This window comes from Leifsonia sp. SIMBA_070, from assembly GCF_046534635.1.
Taxonomy (GTDB): domain Bacteria; phylum Actinomycetota; class Actinomycetes; order Actinomycetales; family Microbacteriaceae; genus Leifsonia.
This window is the reverse complement of the sequence record NZ_JAWRYK010000001.1, coordinates 609,132-625,003: the sequence shown is the minus strand read 5'-3', so window position 1 is coordinate 625,003 and position 15,872 is coordinate 609,132. Positions and strand designations below refer to the sequence as shown.

Genomic DNA, 15,872 nt, shown 5'->3' with positions numbered 1-15,872 from the left:
GTTGGACCGGGGCATTCACAGGAACGCGAAACCTCTCACGCGTACTGTGACGAGAACACAGACCATCTTCCCGCATCTCCAGGCAGGGGCATGACGACCGATACCCGGACTCCGACGCACAAGGCGCGGCTCCTCCCTCAGCTGATCAAGTTCGGCGCGGTGGGCGCCGTCGGCTTCGTGGTGAACCTCATCGTGTTCAACCTCCTGATGCTGGTCGTGCTGGCGAACGTTCCCCATAAGACCCTGTACGCGACGGCGATCGCCACCCTCGTGGCGATCGGGACCAACTGGGTCGGCAACCGCTACTGGGCGTTCTCGGGCAACCGCAACGAGAACGCGACGCGCGAGGGCGTGGAGTTCTTCATCGTCAGCCTCGCCGGGATGGCCATCCCCCTGCTCTGCGTCTGGGTCTCGCACTACCTGCTCGGCTTCCAGAGCCTCCTGGCCGACAACATCTCCAACAACGTGGTCGGGCTGGCGCTCGGCACCGTGTTCCGGTTCGCGTTCTACCGCTGGTGGGTGTTCTCGCCGGACCGTCGCGGCCGCCGGACAGCCCCTGCTGCGACCGTCTCGACGCGGACGGGCTCCACACGCACTGCTTCGACGCTAGCGGCTGCCCCAGACGGTGGTCTCGTCGGAGACTGACTCCGACTGCTGACGGCGGACCGCGACGACCGTCTGCGAGTGGTCCATCAGCTCCGACAGCGCCCGCTGCACCTGGTCGGCCTTCGGCACGTCCTTCAGCACGACCGGATGCTCCAGCCCGGAGTTGATCAGCACGTCGCCCGAGCGGAACGCGCTCTGCAACCAGGTGCGGCGCACCGAGACGTCATAGCCGCGGCTGTGCAACAGCTCCTGGCGCACCCGCACGAAGAATCCGTGCCGGATGATGAGCCGACGCGTGGTGATCGTGTAGCGGCGACTGAGCCAGGCCGCCAGCGGCAGCAGGAAGAGCAGCAGCACCACGGCCGCCGCGGCGGACCAGAGCAGGACGACCTCCCAGACCTCGTCCAGCCGGCCGGCGAAGTACCCGACCGCCCCAGCGGCTGCGATGAGCACGAGGCTGGGCCAGAAGAGCCTCCGTGCGTTCGACCGCAGCCGGGCGATCACACGCTCGGGAGGCTGGGCGGGTTGCTCTGGAGTCCCGTCCGGGCTGGTGGTCATGCTCAATTAATACCGCAGGTGCGTCACGTCGCCCGCTGCGACGGCGGTGCGGCCCGCATCCGACTCGACGACCAGCCGGCCGTCCTCGTCGATGCCGACGGCCGTCCCCACCAGATCGTCGCCCGACGGGAGCTGGACGCGCACTGCCCGGCCCACCGTGTGGCACGCCTCGACGACCTCGTCGCGCAGCGCGCTGCGCAGCGGATCGCCCGCGGCGGCCAGGAAGTCGCGATACAGCCGGGTGAGCTCGATCAGGTAGGCGGAGAGCACCGTGTCGGCATCGAACGCGGAGGCGCCGGCCAGGGCGAGAGACGTCGAGGTCTCGGTCGGGAGCTGCTCGCGCGTCTGCCGGAGGTTGACCCCGGCCCCGATGACCAGCCCGGACATCCCCGGCAGCAACTCGGCCAGGATGCCGCAGACCTTGTCGCCCTCGATCAGCACGTCGTTCGGCCACTTGACCTGGACGCCTCCCGGAACCAGCGGGCCGAGTGCGCGGCTCATCGCCAGCCCGGCGAGCAGCGGGAACCAGCCGTACGCCGCCGGCGGCAGATCGACCGGCTTGAGCAGCACCGAGATGGCGAGCGCCGATCCGGGCGGAGTCACCCAGACCCGCCCGAGGCGGCCGCGGCCCCCGGTCTGGTTGTCCGTCACCAGCACCGCCAGATCGGGCAGGTCGCCCGCCCGGGCGCTCAGGACGTCGTTGGTCGAGCCCGCCTCCGGCAGGACCTCGAGCACCGGGACGATGGTTCGGCTGCGTCGGAACTCCATGCGCCCAGTCTCTCGCACTGGGACTCTCCGCCAGCGCAAGCGCCCGGATTTGTAGGGTTTCGTCAACGGCACGGCCGTTCGACTGGCCGGTAGAGTGAACGGCGTGACCGACACCGAACGCCGTCAGACCGACCAGCTGCCCAACCTGACCACCACCGCCGGCAAGCTCGCCGACCTGAAGGAACGGTTCCACGAGGCCGTGACCGCGAGCGGCGAGGCGGCCATCGAGAAGCAGCACGCGAAGGGCAAGCTGACCGCCCGCGAGCGCATCGACCTGCTGCTGGACAAGGGGTCGTTCGTCGAGCTCGACGAGTTCGTCCGGCACCGCACCCACGCGTTCGGCATGGAGGCGAAGCGCCCGTACGGTGACGCCGTCGTCACCGGCGTCGGAACCATCCACGGCCGCAATGTGGCCGTCTTCAGCCAGGACTTCACCATCTTCGGCGGCTCGCTGGGCGAGGTCGCCGGCGAGAAGATCATCAAGGTGATGGACCACGCCCTCAAGACCGGCGTCCCGATGATCGGCATCCTCGACTCGGGCGGCGCGCGCATCCAGGAGGGCGTCGTCGCCCTCGGCAAGTACGGCGAGATCTTCCGCCGCAACACCGCGGCTTCCGGTGTGATCCCCCAGATCTCCATCGTCATGGGCCCGGCGGCCGGCGGCGCGGTGTACTCCCCCGCCCTCACCGACTTCGTCATCATGGTCGACAAGTCGAGCCACATGTTCGTCACCGGCCCCGACGTCATCAAGACCGTCACCGGCGAGGACGTCGGCTTCGAGGAGCTGGGCGGCGCGCTCACCCACAACAAGATCTCCGGCGTCTCGCACTACCTCGCCAGCGACGAGGAGGACGCGCTCGACTACGCCCGCACCCTGCTCAGCTACCTCCCGCAGAACAACCTGGCGGAGCTCCCCGCCTTCCAGACCGAGCCCGAGCTGGAGATCACGGACGCGGACCGCCGCCTCAACACCGTCATCCCGGACTCCCCCAACCAGCCCTACGACGTGAAGACCGTCATCGAGGGCATCGTCGACGACGGCGAGTTCCTCGAGATCCAGCCGCTGTTCGCGCCGAACATCGTGATCGGCTTCGCACGGGTGGAGGGACGCTCGGTCGGCATCGTCGCCAACCAGCCGAGCTCCATGGCCGGAACGCTGAACATCGACGCCGGCGAGAAGGCGTCGCGCTTCGTGCGCTTCTGCGACGCGTTCAGCATCCCGATCCTCACGCTGGTGGACGTGCCCGGCTACCTCCCCGGCACAGACCAGGAATGGACGGGCGTCATCCGCCGCGGCGCCAAGCTGCTGTACGCGTATGCGGAGGCGACCGTCCCCCTCGTGACCATCATCACGCGCAAGGCCTACGGCGGCGCCTACATCGTGATGGGCTCCAAGCAGCTCGGCGCCGACATCAACCTGGCCTGGCCGACCGCGGAGATCGCGGTAATGGGCGGCCAGGGCGCCGTCAACATCCTGTACCGCGGCGAGATCAAGCGGGCGGAGGAGGCCGGAGAGGATGTGGCCGCAGTCCGCACGAAGCTCGCGAACGAGTACACCTACAACGTCGCCAGCCCGTTCCTCGCCGCGGAGCGCGGCGAGCTCGACGGCGTCATCGAGCCGGCCGCGACGCGGATCTCCGTGATCAAGGCGCTGCGAGCGCTCCGCACCAAGCGCGCGACGCTGCCGCCGAAGAAGCACGGGAACATCCCCCTGTGAGCGGCGCGCACGCAGCCGAGCCGAACGGCCCGGCCCTCGATCCCTCGCAGCTCCGCTTCCTCACGCGTGGCGTGACGCCGGAGGAGGTCGCGGCCGTGACCGCGGTACTGGCCGCCGCTGCCGCCGAGCAGGCCGCCGCCGCGAAGAAGGCGCGCACGTCGCAGCACCCGGATGCGTGGGCGCGCACACAGCGCGCGCTGCGGACCGAGCTGCGGCCGGGGCCCGGCGCCTGGCGCTCCTTCTCGGGCTGAGTCGACCCGATATGTACCCCAGTTGGGGCATCCCCCGAGTGCGGGTCATGAGTGATTCAGTGGATGCGCCTCGAACGGGGGTCGTGAAATGTCCCCCAGGTGTCCTCCAAAATGACGACTATGTATTTTCTGGGAGCGCAGCCACTATAGATATTGCTAGGTGTCTCTCCTCGTGAGTCACACCGCCAATCACTCGCCGACTAGGGTAAGCGGGCGAGTGCTTTGGGGGCGAGTCAGGGCGATATTCGGGTTGTCGCCCTGACTCGGGGTTTGAAAAGGGGCCGACAATTCGGGTGTCGGCCCCTTTCTCTTCGTTAACCCCCGGTCTCGGTGGCGTCGCGGCCGCCCCGATTCGTCACGAATGCGGGCTTCGCCCGCCTCAGAGCCCCGAATCGTCACGAATGTGGGATCGGCGGGTCAGGCGACGGGGCGCGGGATCTCCAGCCACAGGTCGACCTCGTCGTCCTCGGACTCCGCGCCGAGCGCGTTGGCCGCGCCGTCGTCCGACATCCGCAGGCCCACCACCGTGACGGCGGTCTTGGAGGAGCGCGGCACCGTCCGCACGATGAGCTTGTCGGTGGTCGTGCCGCGGATCGCCTCCGCGAGGCGGTGCAGCACCGACTCGAGCCCGCGCTGGTCCAGGTCGTCGATGCCGCCCTCGTCGAGGAGGCTGACCACGACACCACGGCGGCGGGCATCCATCACCTCACGCCGCACATCGTCGTTGAGCAACCGTCGTCCGCGGATTTCGTCGCGGATGGCGCCCTCCAGGTAGCGGCACTCGCGCCGCTCCGCCTCGGTCAGGTCGCCGCCGCGGCGGACGATCTCCGCGAGCATCGGCGCAGCCACCCGGTACGTCTGCCGCAGGCGCAGCTGCCGCTCCATCACGTGCGCCTCCTGGGCCGCCTGCCACTCGGTCGCCTCACGCTCGGCGCGGGCGAACTGGAGGGCGTCGCGTCCCGCCTTCGCCAGCGAGCCCGAAATGACGACGGCGACACCGACCCAGACCACGGAGCCGACCACGCCGAGGCCGGCGAGCGCACCAGGACCCGCCCAGACCACGGTCTGGATGGCGAGAACGGCGACACCCAGCCAGGCCACCACCTGCTGTCGCCGGACGGCGCAGATCGTCATCAGCGTGCCGACCGCCGCGACGTACCACGTCGCATAGCCGTTGTCCTTGGCCGGGTCCAGCTGACTGGTGACCAGGATCGGGATGACCACGCAGACGGCGAGATCGAACGCCGCCAGCCACAACGGCATCTTCGTGGGGCTGGTCGGCCAGAGGCTCAGCACGGTCGCTATGCCGTAGAGGACCATCGCGACGATCGCCGGTCCCGTCGTCCGCGGCGTCGACAGGGACGAGAGGGCGAGGAAGAGGTGGTAGGCGGAGAAGAGCCCACCGAGGATGAGGAAGAGGACGCGGTTGAGGGTGATCACTCGGCCGCCTCCTGGCCGCCCGCGACGGCCGGCTCGTGCATCCCCGCGGAGACGGCGGAGCTGCCGAGCGGCGGCTGGTCGGCGGACGGCCACAGGATGGTCACGGTCGTCCCCGCCCCCGGCTCCGACTCGATCCGCGCGCGACCACCGACCTTCGCGAGGCGGTCACGGATGCTGATCCGCAGCCCCAGCCGCTCCGCCGGCACTTCCGATTCGGTGAACCCGCGCCCGTCGTCGCGGATGACGACCTCGACCGTCGCGGCCGGTCCGCCACCGCGGATGGAGACCGCGCGGTGGATGTCCGGCCCGCCCGCATGCTGCATGCTGTTCACCATCGCCTGCACGGTCGCGGAGTAGACGGCTTCGGCCACATTCACGGGCAGGGTGTGCACCTCGACGTCACGCACCGCCACCTCGAACGGCGACGAGAACGCGTTCGCCGCCGTCACCAGGCGTTCGGTGAGACGGTCCAGCCCGACGGCCGACTGGTCCTCCGGGGTCGCAGCTTCGGCGGCATGGAGGTGGCCGATGGCGTCCGCGGCCATGGCGGCGGCCAGCTCCTTCTGCTCCGGCGTCCGGGCCGAGGCCGCCGAGAGGAGCGTGGTGAGGACGCTGTCGTGCACGATCGCGTCGACCTGCACCCGCTCCACCTCGGTCGCGTGCTGCCGGACGGCGTTCGCGTACCGGTCGAGCGCCTGGCTCTGGGCGGTGTCGACCGCGCTCGACGCCTGGCGCATCATGGCGATGATGGCCAGGATGACGCCGCCCAGGATGAGGGCGTAGATCGTGTCGAGGGCCGCCAGCTCGAAACCCGCCCCGCCGCCCGCCGGGAGGGCACGAACGATGCCGTAGGCGATCGGGGTCACGAAGGTGTAGGCGATCGCCAGCCAGAGCGGGAAGGCGACGGCGGCGAAGGCCGTGAACACCGAGCAGAGGAACCAGACCCAGGGCTTGTCGGAGCCGAAGGCGGACGGATCGGCCGCCAGCAGCGGCCAGGTCACGATCGCGGCGAGGTAGAGGACGGAGAGGACGCCCATCGCGATCTTCACACCGCGCTGGACGATGGCGAGGATCACCGTGAGGGCGAGACCGCCGAAGATGGTGACCATCCACACCGTTCCCCACGGCTCTCGGAGGTCGCCCAGCTGGCCGAGCGCGGTCGGCAGCGTCTGCAGGCCGAACACCAGGCCGAACGCTGACACGGTCCGGTCGGAGATGCGCTCGATCCGAGCGCGGCTGAGGGGGTTCCGGGGCTTGGCCGACTCGAGCGGCAGCCCGGGGCGTACCCCGCTAGGGACGCTCATTGCCGGTCTCGGGATCGAGTCCCGGAAGGATCCCGTCTTCCACCGCGCGACGCAGCAGGTCGACCTTGGTGGGCGCGGGGCGCCCCACCTCGACGTACTTCACGCGGATGCGGTCGAGGTATTCGCGCGCCGTGGAGTTCGCGATCCCGAGCTGCGCCGCGACGGCCTTCAGCGGCAGACCGGACGCGTAGAGGTGGAGGACATCGCGCTCGCGCCGCCCGAGCTGGGCCTTCGCGAAGTCGCTGTCCGCGTCGATCGCAGTCGCCCACTCCAGGTTGTTCAGCACGTCGCCGCGTGCCACGGTCGCGATCGCGCTGATGACGGTGGTGGTCGGCGAGGACTTGGGGATGACCCCTGCCGCCCCGGCCGCGAGCGCCTCCCGGACACTGGCGACGCGGTCGGCGATGCTGTGGACGAGCACCGCGGCTCCTGTCGCCTGTGCGCGCTTGACGTTGTCCGTCACTTTGGAGCCGTCCCCGAGGGACAGGTCGAGCACGACGACGTCGCATTCCTGCGCGCCCAGCTGGGCGACGAAGTCGTCGACGGTGGGCGCGGTGAGGAGAACCTCGTACCCTGCGTCCTGACAGGCGGCCTTCAGCCCCAGGCGCACGGATTCGTGATCATCGACGATTGCCACCCGCACCATGCTGACCATCGTAGGGGGTGAATGCATTGCGACGGTCTCCCTGCTCAGCGCGTCAGCGTGGCGACCGCTTCGACATGGTGTGTGTTCGGGAAGAGGTCGAACGCTCGCATCCCGCGGAGCCCGTAGCCGTGGCCGGCGAAGAAGGCGAGGTCGCGGGCCAGTGCCACGGGGTCGCAGGCGACGTAGACCACCTGCGCGGGCGTGAGGGAGGCGATCGCGTCCACAACCTCCCGGCCCGCGCCGGATCGGGGCGGGTCGAGGATGACGGTCGCTGCCCGGAGCCGGGCACGCTCGGCGGCCGATGCGTCGGCGGCGAGCCGGGCGACGTAGCGCTCCACGCGATCGGTCACGGCGGATGCGCCCACCCAGTCCGCCAGGTTCTCTGCCGCGTCGTCGGTCGCCGTCTCGCTGCTCTCCACCGACGTGATGCGGAGGGTGGAGCCGAAGCGGTCGCCGAGGGCGGCGGCGAGCAGCCCGACCCCGCCGTAGAGGTCGAGGTTGGCAGCCCTGGGGTCGAACAGCGCCTCGTCCACGGCCGACTGGACCGCCGCGGTGAGGGTCTGCGCGGCCCCGCGGTGCACTTGCCAGAAACCGCGTGCGTCGAGCCGGAACTCCCGGTCGCCGACCTGCTCCCGGATGGGAACGGGACGTCGTCGGGGTCTGATGGTGCGCTTGCCGGAACGGACGGGGGCGTCGTTGACGAGGACGTGCGAGGCGCCGAGGCCCGTGGCGACGACATCCACGGACTCTGCGCCGGCGAACAGCTGCCCGAAGGGTGTCGCCTCCTGGACCTCGTCGGTCGCGAGGGGCAGCTCGCCGACAGGGACGACGGTGTGCGAGCGGGGCGCGAACGGTCCCATCCGTCCGCGGTCGTCCACCTGGAGCCGGACGCGCGTGCGCCAGCCGGTGCCGTCGGGCGTCTCGCCCTCGACCGGCTCCACTCGGACCGGGCCCCCGCCGGCCCCGGCCGTTGCGATCGCTTCGGCTGGGAGCTTGGCGGTGCGCTGCAGCGCATCTTCGATGACCCGGCGCTTCAGCTCCCGCTGGTGAGCAAGCCGGATGTGACCGAATTCGGCCCCGCCCGCGCGCTCCGTCGGCGGCTTGTCCGCGGCGGCGGCCGGCCACACGTGCGGTTGCCGCTCAGGCGACGGTTCCAGGACCTCGACGATCTCGCCCCGCCAGAAGCGGTCGTGGCTGGTGTCGCCGATCCGGGCGCGGATCCGCTCCCCCGGCATCGTGTCGGGCACGAAGACGACCCGTCCTTCGTGCCGCGCGACGAACACGCCGCCGTGCGCCACGTTGGTAATGTCGAGCTCGACCTCGTTCTCTGCGCGGTTTCCGTCGTCCTCATCAGGCATCCTTCGAGCATCCCATAGGTCACCATGCGCCTCTACCTCGCCTCCACGTCGCCCGCCCGCCTCGCGCTGCTGCGGGCCGCCGGTATCGAGCCCGTCGTCGTGCCGTCCCACGTCGACGAGCCTGCCGCCGTCGCCGCCGCCGAGGCCGAGCACGGCCCCCTGGATGCCGCCGCCATGGTGCAGTTGCTGGCACGACTCAAGGCGGAGGCCGTGCGCGGCACTCTGGACGGCGAGCCGATCGACGGCCTGATCTTCGGAGGGGACTCCGCTTTCGAGATCGACGGCGCCATCCACGGCAAGCCGCACCTGCCCGAGGTGGCCCGGCAGCGCTGGCTGCAGCAGCGTGGTCGCACCGGCCTCCTGCACTCCGGCCACTGGCTGATCGACCACCGCGACGGCCGCGAGAACGCCGCCACCGGCGCGGTCGCTCACGCGTCAGTGACCTTCGCAGACATCACGGACGACGAGGTGGACGCCTACGTGGCCAGCGGCGAACCCCTGGAGGTCGCCGGCGCGTTCACGATCGACAGCCTGGGCGGTCCGTTCATCACGCGTGTGGAGGGCGACCCCAGCACGGTGGTGGGGCTCTCGCTCTCCACTCTTCGTGGCCTGGTCCGCGAACTCGGAGTGGAGTGGACCTCGCTGTGGTCGCCGTCGCGCCCGTCGCCGTCGCGCCCGTCGCCGTCGCGTTGATTCGCCCGGCGGGCACGCGGTTCGTTGTAGGCTGCCGGAGCTTGCGATCCCGCATTTTTGTCGGGTTCGACCAAATGGCGTTCGATATCGAGCAATAGGCTAGGGAACTGTGCCACGTATCACCAAGGTTTTGATCGCCAACCGCGGCGAGATCGCCGTCCGCATCATTCGTGCGGCGAAGGACAGCGGTATCGCGTCCGTCGCGGTGTACGCGGACCAGGATCGCGACGCCCTCCACGTCCGTCTCGCTGACGAGGCGTACGCGCTCGACGGATCGACCAGCGCTGAGACGTACCTGGTCATCGACAAGATCCTGTCGGTCGCCCGCCGGTCGGGCGCCGACGCCGTCCACCCCGGCTATGGCTTCCTGGCCGAGAACGCGGACTTCGCCCGCGCCGTCATCGGCGCCGGCCTGACCTGGATCGGTCCGTCGCCCGAGGCGATCGAGCGCCTCGGCGACAAGGTCTCCGCCCGCCACGTGGCGGAGAAGGTCGGCGCACCGTTGGCGCCCGGCACGCTCAACCCGGTGGCCGATGCGGCCGAGGTCCTCGACTTCGTCGATGTCTACGGCCTCCCCGTCGCCATCAAGGCGGCGTTCGGCGGCGGTGGCCGTGGCCTCAAGGTGGCCCGAACTCGCGAGGAGGTCGGCGAGTTGTTCGAGTCGGCGACCCGCGAGGCGATCGCCGCCTTCGGCAGGGGCGAGTGCTTCGTCGAGAAGTACCTCGACCAGCCGCGCCACGTCGAGACGCAGTGCCTGGCCGACGCATACGGCAACGTGGTCGTCGTCTCCACGCGCGACTGCTCGCTGCAGCGCCGTCACCAGAAGCTGGTCGAGGAGGCGCCTGCGCCGTTCCTCACCCCTGAGCAGACCGAGAAGCTGTACTCCTCGTCGAAGGCCATCCTGAAGGAGGTCGGCTACCAGGGTGCCGGGACCTGCGAGTTCCTCATCGGCAAGGACGGGACGGTGTCGTTCCTCGAGGTCAACACCCGGCTCCAGGTGGAGCACCCCGTCTCTGAAGAGGTCACCGGCATCGATCTGGTCCGGGAGCAGTTCCGTCTCGCCGAGGGCGGCGAGCTGGACTACGACGACCCGGCGCCGCGCGGCCACTCGTTCGAGTTCCGGATCAACGGCGAAGACGCCGGCCGTGGCTTCATCCCCTCCCCCGGACCTGTTCACGTCTTCAAAGCGCCCGGCGGACCAGGCGTCCGCGTCGACAGCGGCATCCAGGCGGGTGACGTGATCAGCGGCGCCTTCGACTCCATGCTCGCGAAGCTCATCGTCACCGGCGCCAGCCGCGAGGAGGCGCTCGAGCGCTCTCGCCGAGCACTGGACGAGTTCGAGGTCGCCGGCCTCCCGACGGTGATCCCTTTCCACCGCGCGATCGTCCGCGACCCGGCCTTCGCGCCGCAGGACGGCGAGCCGTTCTCGGTGTACACCCGCTGGATCGAGACCGAGTGGGACAACCAGATCGAGCCGTGGTCGGGTGAGCTGGGCGACCAGCCCGCCGCCGAACGCCGCAGCAACGTGGTGGTCGAGGTCGAGGGCAAGCGCATCGAGGTCTCCCTTCCGGCCAAGCTGCTCAGCGGGGGCGCCGGCGAGCCCGCGGCGACCACCGCCGCACCGCGGCGACGCGGGGGCGCGCACGCCGTCGAGACCGCGACAGGCGACTCCGTCACCGCGCCCATGCAGGCGACCGTCGTCAAGGTGGCCGTGGCCGACGGTGACCCGGTGGTGAAGGGCGATCTGGTGCTGGTCCTCGAGGCCATGAAGATGGAGCAGCCGCTCACCGCCCACAAAGACGGTACGGTCGCCGGAATCAACGCCTCGGTCGGCGAGACGGTCTCGTCGGGACACCTCCTTCTGAACATCGTCTAGTCGGAGCTCGTCGGGTCGGCGCCGGTCGCGCCGGAGCTCGTCGCGCCGTTCACGGCGCTCCATCACGGCGCACCCATCCCAGCCGGTTCGGCAGCTATCCGTGCGATCGTGCGCGCGACGGTCGGCCATTGCTGGAGCACCTGACGTGCACTGAAGCGCACGATCGGCAGGCCTTGAAGGCGCGTGCTGCTGTCGCGCACTCGGTCTCTCTCGAACGCCTCCCGCGATCCGTGGGTCTCGTAGCCGTCGAACTCGACCAATAGGCCTCCGTCGACGCGCATGTCGACCCGCCCGACCCCGGGGACCAGCACTTGCTGCTCCACCTCGTGTCCCGCCTTCTCAAGCCTCTGGCGCGCGAGCGATTCGATGCCGGATTCGGAGCCCAGCCGGACGCCCTGGACCAGTCGTCGGAGTCGCGGGCTCTCGTCCGCGAAGAGCCGGGTCAGGTGAGGGATGGTGGTGACGCCTCGGCCGACGGCTGTATCGAGGATCGCGATAGCCGTCTCGTCGGGCTCCCAGCGAGCGGCCCCCAGCAGCGATTCCTCGGGGTCGTCACGCCAGCATTCGCGCGCCAGCCTTCCGTCGACCCAATGGAGACGGACGCGCCCCTGCGCGTGGGGTGGGCGTAGGCGCGCTGCATTGGACGGAAGACGCACGTGGACAGGCACAGTGGATCCGCCCCAGAGTCCGTAGGTGCGCGTCGCCGAACCGGCGGTCAGCCTTCCTCCAACGCGGACGGCGACCAGCCCCCGTGGATCGGCCTGCGCGGTCGCGTAGTGGGCGCGGCGGACTCGGTGAATGCTGCCAGCACGGACAGCGTCGCCGATCTCTCGCGCTGGTATGCCATGCCCGATGAGCTGCGCGCGTGTGGCGATTCCGCCGTACTGCTGGAGCGTGGTGAAGAGAGGGTTCGGTTGCATACCCCCACTCTCGCCGGGCCGCCGGCTCCGCAGAGGAGCGGCCGAAGATCAGTGAATAACTAGCCCTCACACAAGCCTGTGGACGGTTCCTCCCGTCCTGAATTCAGGAGAACCGGGACTCAACCGCGCTGTCAGGCCTTTATTCAGGACTCACGAGGCATTAATCCGCGGATCTCCTGAAAACAGGACCGTCCAGGAGTGGGAGATTCTCCTGAATACAGGATCGCCCCACGGGCGTCAGTTCTCCTGAAAACAGGAACGGCCATGCACACGCGGATCTCCTGAAAACAGGAACGGCCACGCACACGCGGATCTCCTGAAAACAGGAACCGCCACGCACGCGCCGATCCTCCTGAAAACAGGACGCAGCACCCGTCAGCCGGTCGCCTCCGTCGGGTCGCCCTTGAGGTCGATGCTGATCTCGTCGGCGTCCAGGTTGCTCAGAGCCCCGGCGAGCACGTCGGCGCTGAAGGTGCCGTCGTCGCGGGCGTCCAGCAGCGCGTCGCGCTGTGCGCGCAGCCGGGCCAGGCGCGCAGCCTTGTGCTCGGCGAAGGCTTCCGGCGTTCGTTCCGTCGTCGCGGGCTGCGGAACCTTCTTCCCTGCCTCGTAGAGCAGCTCCATGAGCCGGCGCCGCTCCTCCCGCTCCGACTCCGGATCCGCGCCGGCCGGCTTGACGAGGCGCAGCACAGGGCCGAGCGTCCCGCCCTGCAGAAGTAGGGAGCCGGCGGCGACGAGGAACGCGATCAGCACGAGCACCGATCGTCCCGGTGTCTGCTCCGGCAGGGACTGGGCGGCCGCCACGGTGACGGCTCCCCGCATCCCCGCCCAGACCACGATGGTGCCTTCGCGCCAGCCGAGCGGCGCACCGGTGAAGTAGTCGATGTCGGCGAGCAGGCGCCGAAGCCGGGTGGCGAAGCGGGTGAGGTTCTCGACCGTCGGGATCCCCCGCCGCGCCAGACGTCGCCGCCGCCGCTCGGCCTCCTTGGGAGAGAGGGTGCGCGGGCGACCGGTGCGCGGGCGACTCGTGCGCGGGCGCCCGGTGCGTCGGTCGGAACGCGGATCCTGGAACACCGCGTCCGGAAGACGTGGAGCGGCGAGCGCGCCCTCGACGGCGAGCGCCTCCTCGCCCGCATCCTCCGGCACCACGGTCTCGGCCCCCGGGGGAAGCGCCCGCGTGTCGGACGGCCCCACCCGCTGTGCGATCCCCCGCTGCACGGCCTCCGGGTCGGTGAGGTGCTGCTGCAGCTGCTCCAGCCGCGGCCGTATCCGCTGCGACCGGCGATGGCGCCGAGACAGCAGCGCCAGCAGCGGCGCCACGAACCCGGCACGGACCAGGATGGTCAGCAGCAGCGCACCGGCGGCGATGCCGATCGCCGGCAGCACCCCGGCATGGTCGTTCTGCACCTTCTGCAGGATGCCGAACAGTTCGAGACCCATCGTCAGGAAGATGAGCCCCTCGAGGATGAGCTCGACCGTCCGCCAGTTCTGCGCGTCCGACAGACGGTGCTCCGGCGAGAGCAGTCGCGGCGCGCGGCTTCCGGTCACCAGGCCCGCGACGACGGCGGCGACGAGTCCGGAGGCACCGAGCGCCTCGGCGGGGATGGAGGCGATGAACGGCACCGTGAAGGAGATGACCGTATTGACGGTCGCCTCCTTCACGCGCTTCCGGACCATCAGGTTGAGCCAGCCGACCACGGCGCCGAAGACCACGGCGACGACCACGGAGTAGAGGAACGTCAGCGTGACCGCGCCGAAGGTGAACGTCGCCGCGCCGGCCGCAGCGATGGCTGCACGTAACAGCACCAGCGCCGTCGCGTCGTTCAGGAGGCTCTCACCCTCGAGGATCGCCACCACCCGGGGCGAGATGCCGGCGCGCTTCACGATGCCGGTCGCGACCGCGTCCGTCGGGCTCACGATGGCCCCCAGCGCGACCCCCCATCCCAGTCCGAGCCCGGGGATGACCCAGGCGAAGAACAGGCCGAGCAGCAGCGAGCTGACGATCACCAGCAGGACCGACAGTCCGCCGATCGCCCCGAACTCCCTCCGGAAGTTCATCGCCGGCATGGACACCGACGCCGAGTAGAGCAGTGGGGGAAGGACTCCCGCGATGATCCACTCCGGCTGGATGGTCACAGCCGGGACGAACGGCAGCAGGCTCACCAGGATGCCGACGACCACGAGGATGAGCGGTGACGCCACACCGAACTTCGGCCCGATGGTCGTCGCCGCTGCGATCGCCAGCACGGCGAGGACGCCGACGACCAGCCCGATCTCCATCCCCCGGCCGCCTGGTCAGACCACGATGTGCATGGCGCGCGCGGCGTCGGTGATGGATCCGGACAGCGAGGGGTAGACCGTGAATGCCCGGGCGACCTGGTCGACCGTCAGGCGCTGCTCCACGGCGAGCGCGAGCGGGAAGATCAGCTCGGAGGCGCGCGGCGCCACGATCACGCCGCCGATGACCGTGCCGGAGCCGGTGCGCGCGAACAGTTTCACGAAGCCGTCGCGGATGCCGAGCATCTTGGCGCGCGGGTTCGACTTAAGCGGCAGCTTGTAGATGTCGCCCTGCGCGATGCCCTCCTCGATCTGCTTCTGGCTCCAGCCCACCGTGGCGATCTCGGGCTGGGTGAAGATGTTCGAGCTCACGTTCCTCAGCTCGATCGGGTTCACGGCGTCCCCCATCGCGTGGAACACGGCGGTCCGGCCTTGCATCGAGGCGACGGAGGCGAGCGGCAGCGAGTCGGAGCAGTCGCCGGCGGCGTAGATGTTCGGGATGGAGGTGCGGGCCACGCGGTTGACGCGGATGTTGCCGGACTTCGTGAGCTGCACCCCGGCCTCCTCGAGACCGATCCCTGCCGTGTTCGGGACGGAGCCGACCGCCATGAGGCAGTGCGAGCCCTCGATCGTACGGCCGTCGGTGAGCGTGGCGACGACGCCGTCGGCGGTCCGGACCACCGACTCGGCGCGCGACTTCGACAGCACCTGCATGCCGTTCCGGCGGAAGACGTTCTCGATCACAGCAGCCGCGTCGGCGTCCTCGCCCGGGAGGACCTGATCGCGGGAAGAGATGAGCGTGACCTTGGAGCCGAGCGCGGTGTAGGCGGAGGCGAACTCGGCGCCCGTGACGCCCGATCCGACCACGATGAGGTGGGACGGGACCGCTTGGAGGTCGTACAGCTGCGTCCACGTCATGATCCGCTCCCCATCGGGAACGGCGGACGGGAGGACCCGAGGGGAGGCGCCGACGGCCACGACGATCGTGTCGGCCTCCACCCGGTCGAAGTCGGTGCCGGAGTCGCCCTTCGCGGTGGAGACGATGACGGCGCCTGCGCCGTCGAGCCGGCCCTCGCCGTTGACGATGCGCACGCCGGAGCGCACGAGCTCGGCCCGCATGTCCTCGGACTGCTGCCGCGCGAGGCCCACCAGCCGCTTGTTGACGGCGGCGAGGTTGACCGCGATCTCCGGGCGCACCGGCTTGCCGGTCTCGCCACGGTGGAAGAACTGGACGCCCAGGTCTGTCGCCTCGCCGATGGAGTTCGTCGCCTCCGCCGTCGCGATCAGGCTCTTGGAGGGTACGACGTCGGTGATCACGGCTGAACCGCCCACGCCGGAGCGCTCCACCAGCGTCACCTCGGCTCCGAGCTGCGCGCCCGCCAGTGCCGCCTCGTATCCTCCGGGGCCCCCACCGAGCACTGCGATGCGCTGCTTGCGCTCGAATTCATACGACATGGCCAC

14 protein-coding genes are annotated in these 15,872 nt (G+C 70.0%); 5 read left to right on the top strand and 9 right to left on the bottom strand.

Features of this window, described 5'->3' with window-relative positions:
• Window positions 1-90: 90 nt before the first annotated feature.
• Window positions 91-645, top strand: coding sequence for a GtrA family protein (locus tag SB754_RS02805; RefSeq protein WP_410780832.1), 555 nt, complete (start codon window positions 91-93; stop codon window positions 643-645).
• Here SB754_RS02805 and SB754_RS02800 read toward each other — a convergent pair.
• Together SB754_RS02800 and SB754_RS02795 are read right to left on the bottom strand one after the other, a co-directional pair.
• The gene (locus SB754_RS02800; protein WP_410780831.1) at window positions 607-1,164 is read right to left on the bottom strand and encodes a PH domain-containing protein; all 558 of its coding nucleotides are present in this window, start codon (window positions 1,162-1,164) and stop codon (window positions 607-609) included. The genes SB754_RS02805 and SB754_RS02800 overlap by 39 nt on opposite strands.
• Window positions 1,165-1,170: 6 nt before the next feature.
• On the bottom strand, window positions 1,171-1,932 hold the full coding sequence (locus SB754_RS02795) for a biotin--[acetyl-CoA-carboxylase] ligase (protein WP_410780830.1): 762 nt from the start codon (window positions 1,930-1,932) through the stop codon (window positions 1,171-1,173).
• 94 nt (window positions 1,933-2,026) lie between these two features.
• On the opposite strand from SB754_RS02795, the gene SB754_RS02790 reads away from it, so the two are divergent.
• Together SB754_RS02790 and SB754_RS02785 are read left to right on the top strand one after the other, a co-directional pair.
• Entirely contained in the window at window positions 2,027-3,649 is a 1,623-nt protein-coding gene (locus tag SB754_RS02790) for an acyl-CoA carboxylase subunit beta (RefSeq protein WP_410780829.1), read from the top strand.
• The gene (locus SB754_RS02785; RefSeq protein ID WP_410780828.1) at window positions 3,646-3,900 is read left to right on the top strand and encodes an acyl-CoA carboxylase epsilon subunit; all 255 of its coding nucleotides are present in this window, start codon (window positions 3,646-3,648) and stop codon (window positions 3,898-3,900) included. Before SB754_RS02790 ends, SB754_RS02785 begins: the two co-directional genes overlap by 4 nt.
• 417 nt (window positions 3,901-4,317) lie before the next feature.
• On the opposite strand, the gene SB754_RS02780 is transcribed toward SB754_RS02785, so the two are convergent.
• Genes SB754_RS02780 through SB754_RS02765 form a run of 4 tightly spaced genes read right to left on the bottom strand, consistent with a single transcriptional unit; the run spans window position 4,318 to window position 8,648 of the window.
• Window positions 4,318-5,340, bottom strand: a complete 1,023-nt coding sequence (locus SB754_RS02780; protein ID WP_410780827.1) for a hypothetical protein — start codon at window positions 5,338-5,340, stop codon at window positions 4,318-4,320.
• Window positions 5,337-6,644 (bottom strand): sensor histidine kinase, encoded by a 1,308-nt coding sequence (locus SB754_RS02775; RefSeq protein ID WP_410780826.1) that lies wholly within the window; start codon window positions 6,642-6,644, stop codon window positions 5,337-5,339. Before SB754_RS02775 ends, SB754_RS02780 begins: the two co-directional genes overlap by 4 nt.
• Window positions 6,631-7,290, bottom strand: a complete 660-nt coding sequence (locus SB754_RS02770) for a response regulator (RefSeq protein ID WP_410780825.1) — start codon at window positions 7,288-7,290, stop codon at window positions 6,631-6,633. Before SB754_RS02770 ends, SB754_RS02775 begins: the two co-directional genes overlap by 14 nt.
• A 44-nt stretch (window positions 7,291-7,334) precedes the next feature.
• Window positions 7,335-8,648: a class I SAM-dependent RNA methyltransferase gene (locus SB754_RS02765; RefSeq protein ID WP_410780824.1), complete on the bottom strand. Its 1,314-nt coding sequence runs from the start codon at window positions 8,646-8,648 to the stop codon at window positions 7,335-7,337.
• Window positions 8,649-8,672: 24 nt separating this feature from the next.
• Between SB754_RS02765 and SB754_RS02760 the strand changes: the two genes are divergently transcribed.
• Together SB754_RS02760 and SB754_RS02755 are read left to right on the top strand one after the other, a co-directional pair.
• Window positions 8,673-9,341: a Maf family protein gene (locus SB754_RS02760; protein ID WP_410780823.1), complete on the top strand. Its 669-nt coding sequence runs from the start codon at window positions 8,673-8,675 to the stop codon at window positions 9,339-9,341.
• 109 nt (window positions 9,342-9,450) lie between these two features.
• The gene (locus SB754_RS02755) at window positions 9,451-11,217 is read left to right on the top strand and encodes an acetyl/propionyl/methylcrotonyl-CoA carboxylase subunit alpha (protein WP_410780822.1); all 1,767 of its coding nucleotides are present in this window, start codon (window positions 9,451-9,453) and stop codon (window positions 11,215-11,217) included.
• A gap of 62 nt (window positions 11,218-11,279) precedes the next feature.
• Here the strand turns inward: SB754_RS02755 and SB754_RS02750 are convergent, their stop codons facing one another.
• The 3 genes from SB754_RS02750 to SB754_RS02740 form a co-directional block, all read right to left on the bottom strand.
• Window positions 11,280-12,137, bottom strand: a complete 858-nt coding sequence (locus SB754_RS02750; protein ID WP_410780821.1) for a hypothetical protein — start codon at window positions 12,135-12,137, stop codon at window positions 11,280-11,282.
• A 375-nt stretch (window positions 12,138-12,512) separates the two neighbouring features.
• Window positions 12,513-14,414: a cation:proton antiporter gene (locus tag SB754_RS02745; RefSeq protein WP_410780820.1), complete on the bottom strand. Its 1,902-nt coding sequence runs from the start codon at window positions 14,412-14,414 to the stop codon at window positions 12,513-12,515.
• Window positions 14,415-14,429: 15 nt separating this feature from the next.
• Window positions 14,430-15,866, bottom strand: coding sequence for an NAD(P)H-quinone dehydrogenase (locus tag SB754_RS02740; RefSeq protein WP_410780819.1), 1,437 nt, complete (start codon window positions 15,864-15,866; stop codon window positions 14,430-14,432).
• Between the last annotated feature and the right edge of the window lie 6 nt (window positions 15,867-15,872).

Coding starts and splice junctions, on each gene's coding strand:
- SB754_RS02805 (WP_410780832.1), top strand. CDS start 91: ATGACGACCGATACCCGGACTCCGACGCACAAGGCGCGGCTCCTCCCT.
- SB754_RS02760 (WP_410780823.1), top strand. CDS start 8,673: ATGCGCCTCTACCTCGCCTCCACGTCGCCCGCCCGCCTCGCGCTGCTG.
- SB754_RS02745 (WP_410780820.1), bottom strand. CDS start 14,414: ATGGAGATCGGGCTGGTCGTCGGCGTCCTCGCCGTGCTGGCGATCGCA.
- SB754_RS02770 (WP_410780825.1), bottom strand. CDS start 7,290: ATGGTGCGGGTGGCAATCGTCGATGATCACGAATCCGTGCGCCTGGGG.
- SB754_RS02775 (WP_410780826.1), bottom strand. CDS start 6,644: ATGAGCGTCCCTAGCGGGGTACGCCCCGGGCTGCCGCTCGAGTCGGCC.
- SB754_RS02800 (WP_410780831.1), bottom strand. CDS start 1,164: ATGACCACCAGCCCGGACGGGACTCCAGAGCAACCCGCCCAGCCTCCC.
- SB754_RS02795 (WP_410780830.1), bottom strand. CDS start 1,932: ATGGAGTTCCGACGCAGCCGAACCATCGTCCCGGTGCTCGAGGTCCTG.
- SB754_RS02765 (WP_410780824.1), bottom strand. CDS start 8,648: ATGCCTGATGAGGACGACGGAAACCGCGCAGAGAACGAGGTCGAGCTC.
- SB754_RS02750 (WP_410780821.1), bottom strand. CDS start 12,137: ATGCAACCGAACCCTCTCTTCACCACGCTCCAGCAGTACGGCGGAATC.
- SB754_RS02740 (WP_410780819.1), bottom strand. CDS start 15,866: ATGTCGTATGAATTCGAGCGCAAGCAGCGCATCGCAGTGCTCGGTGGG.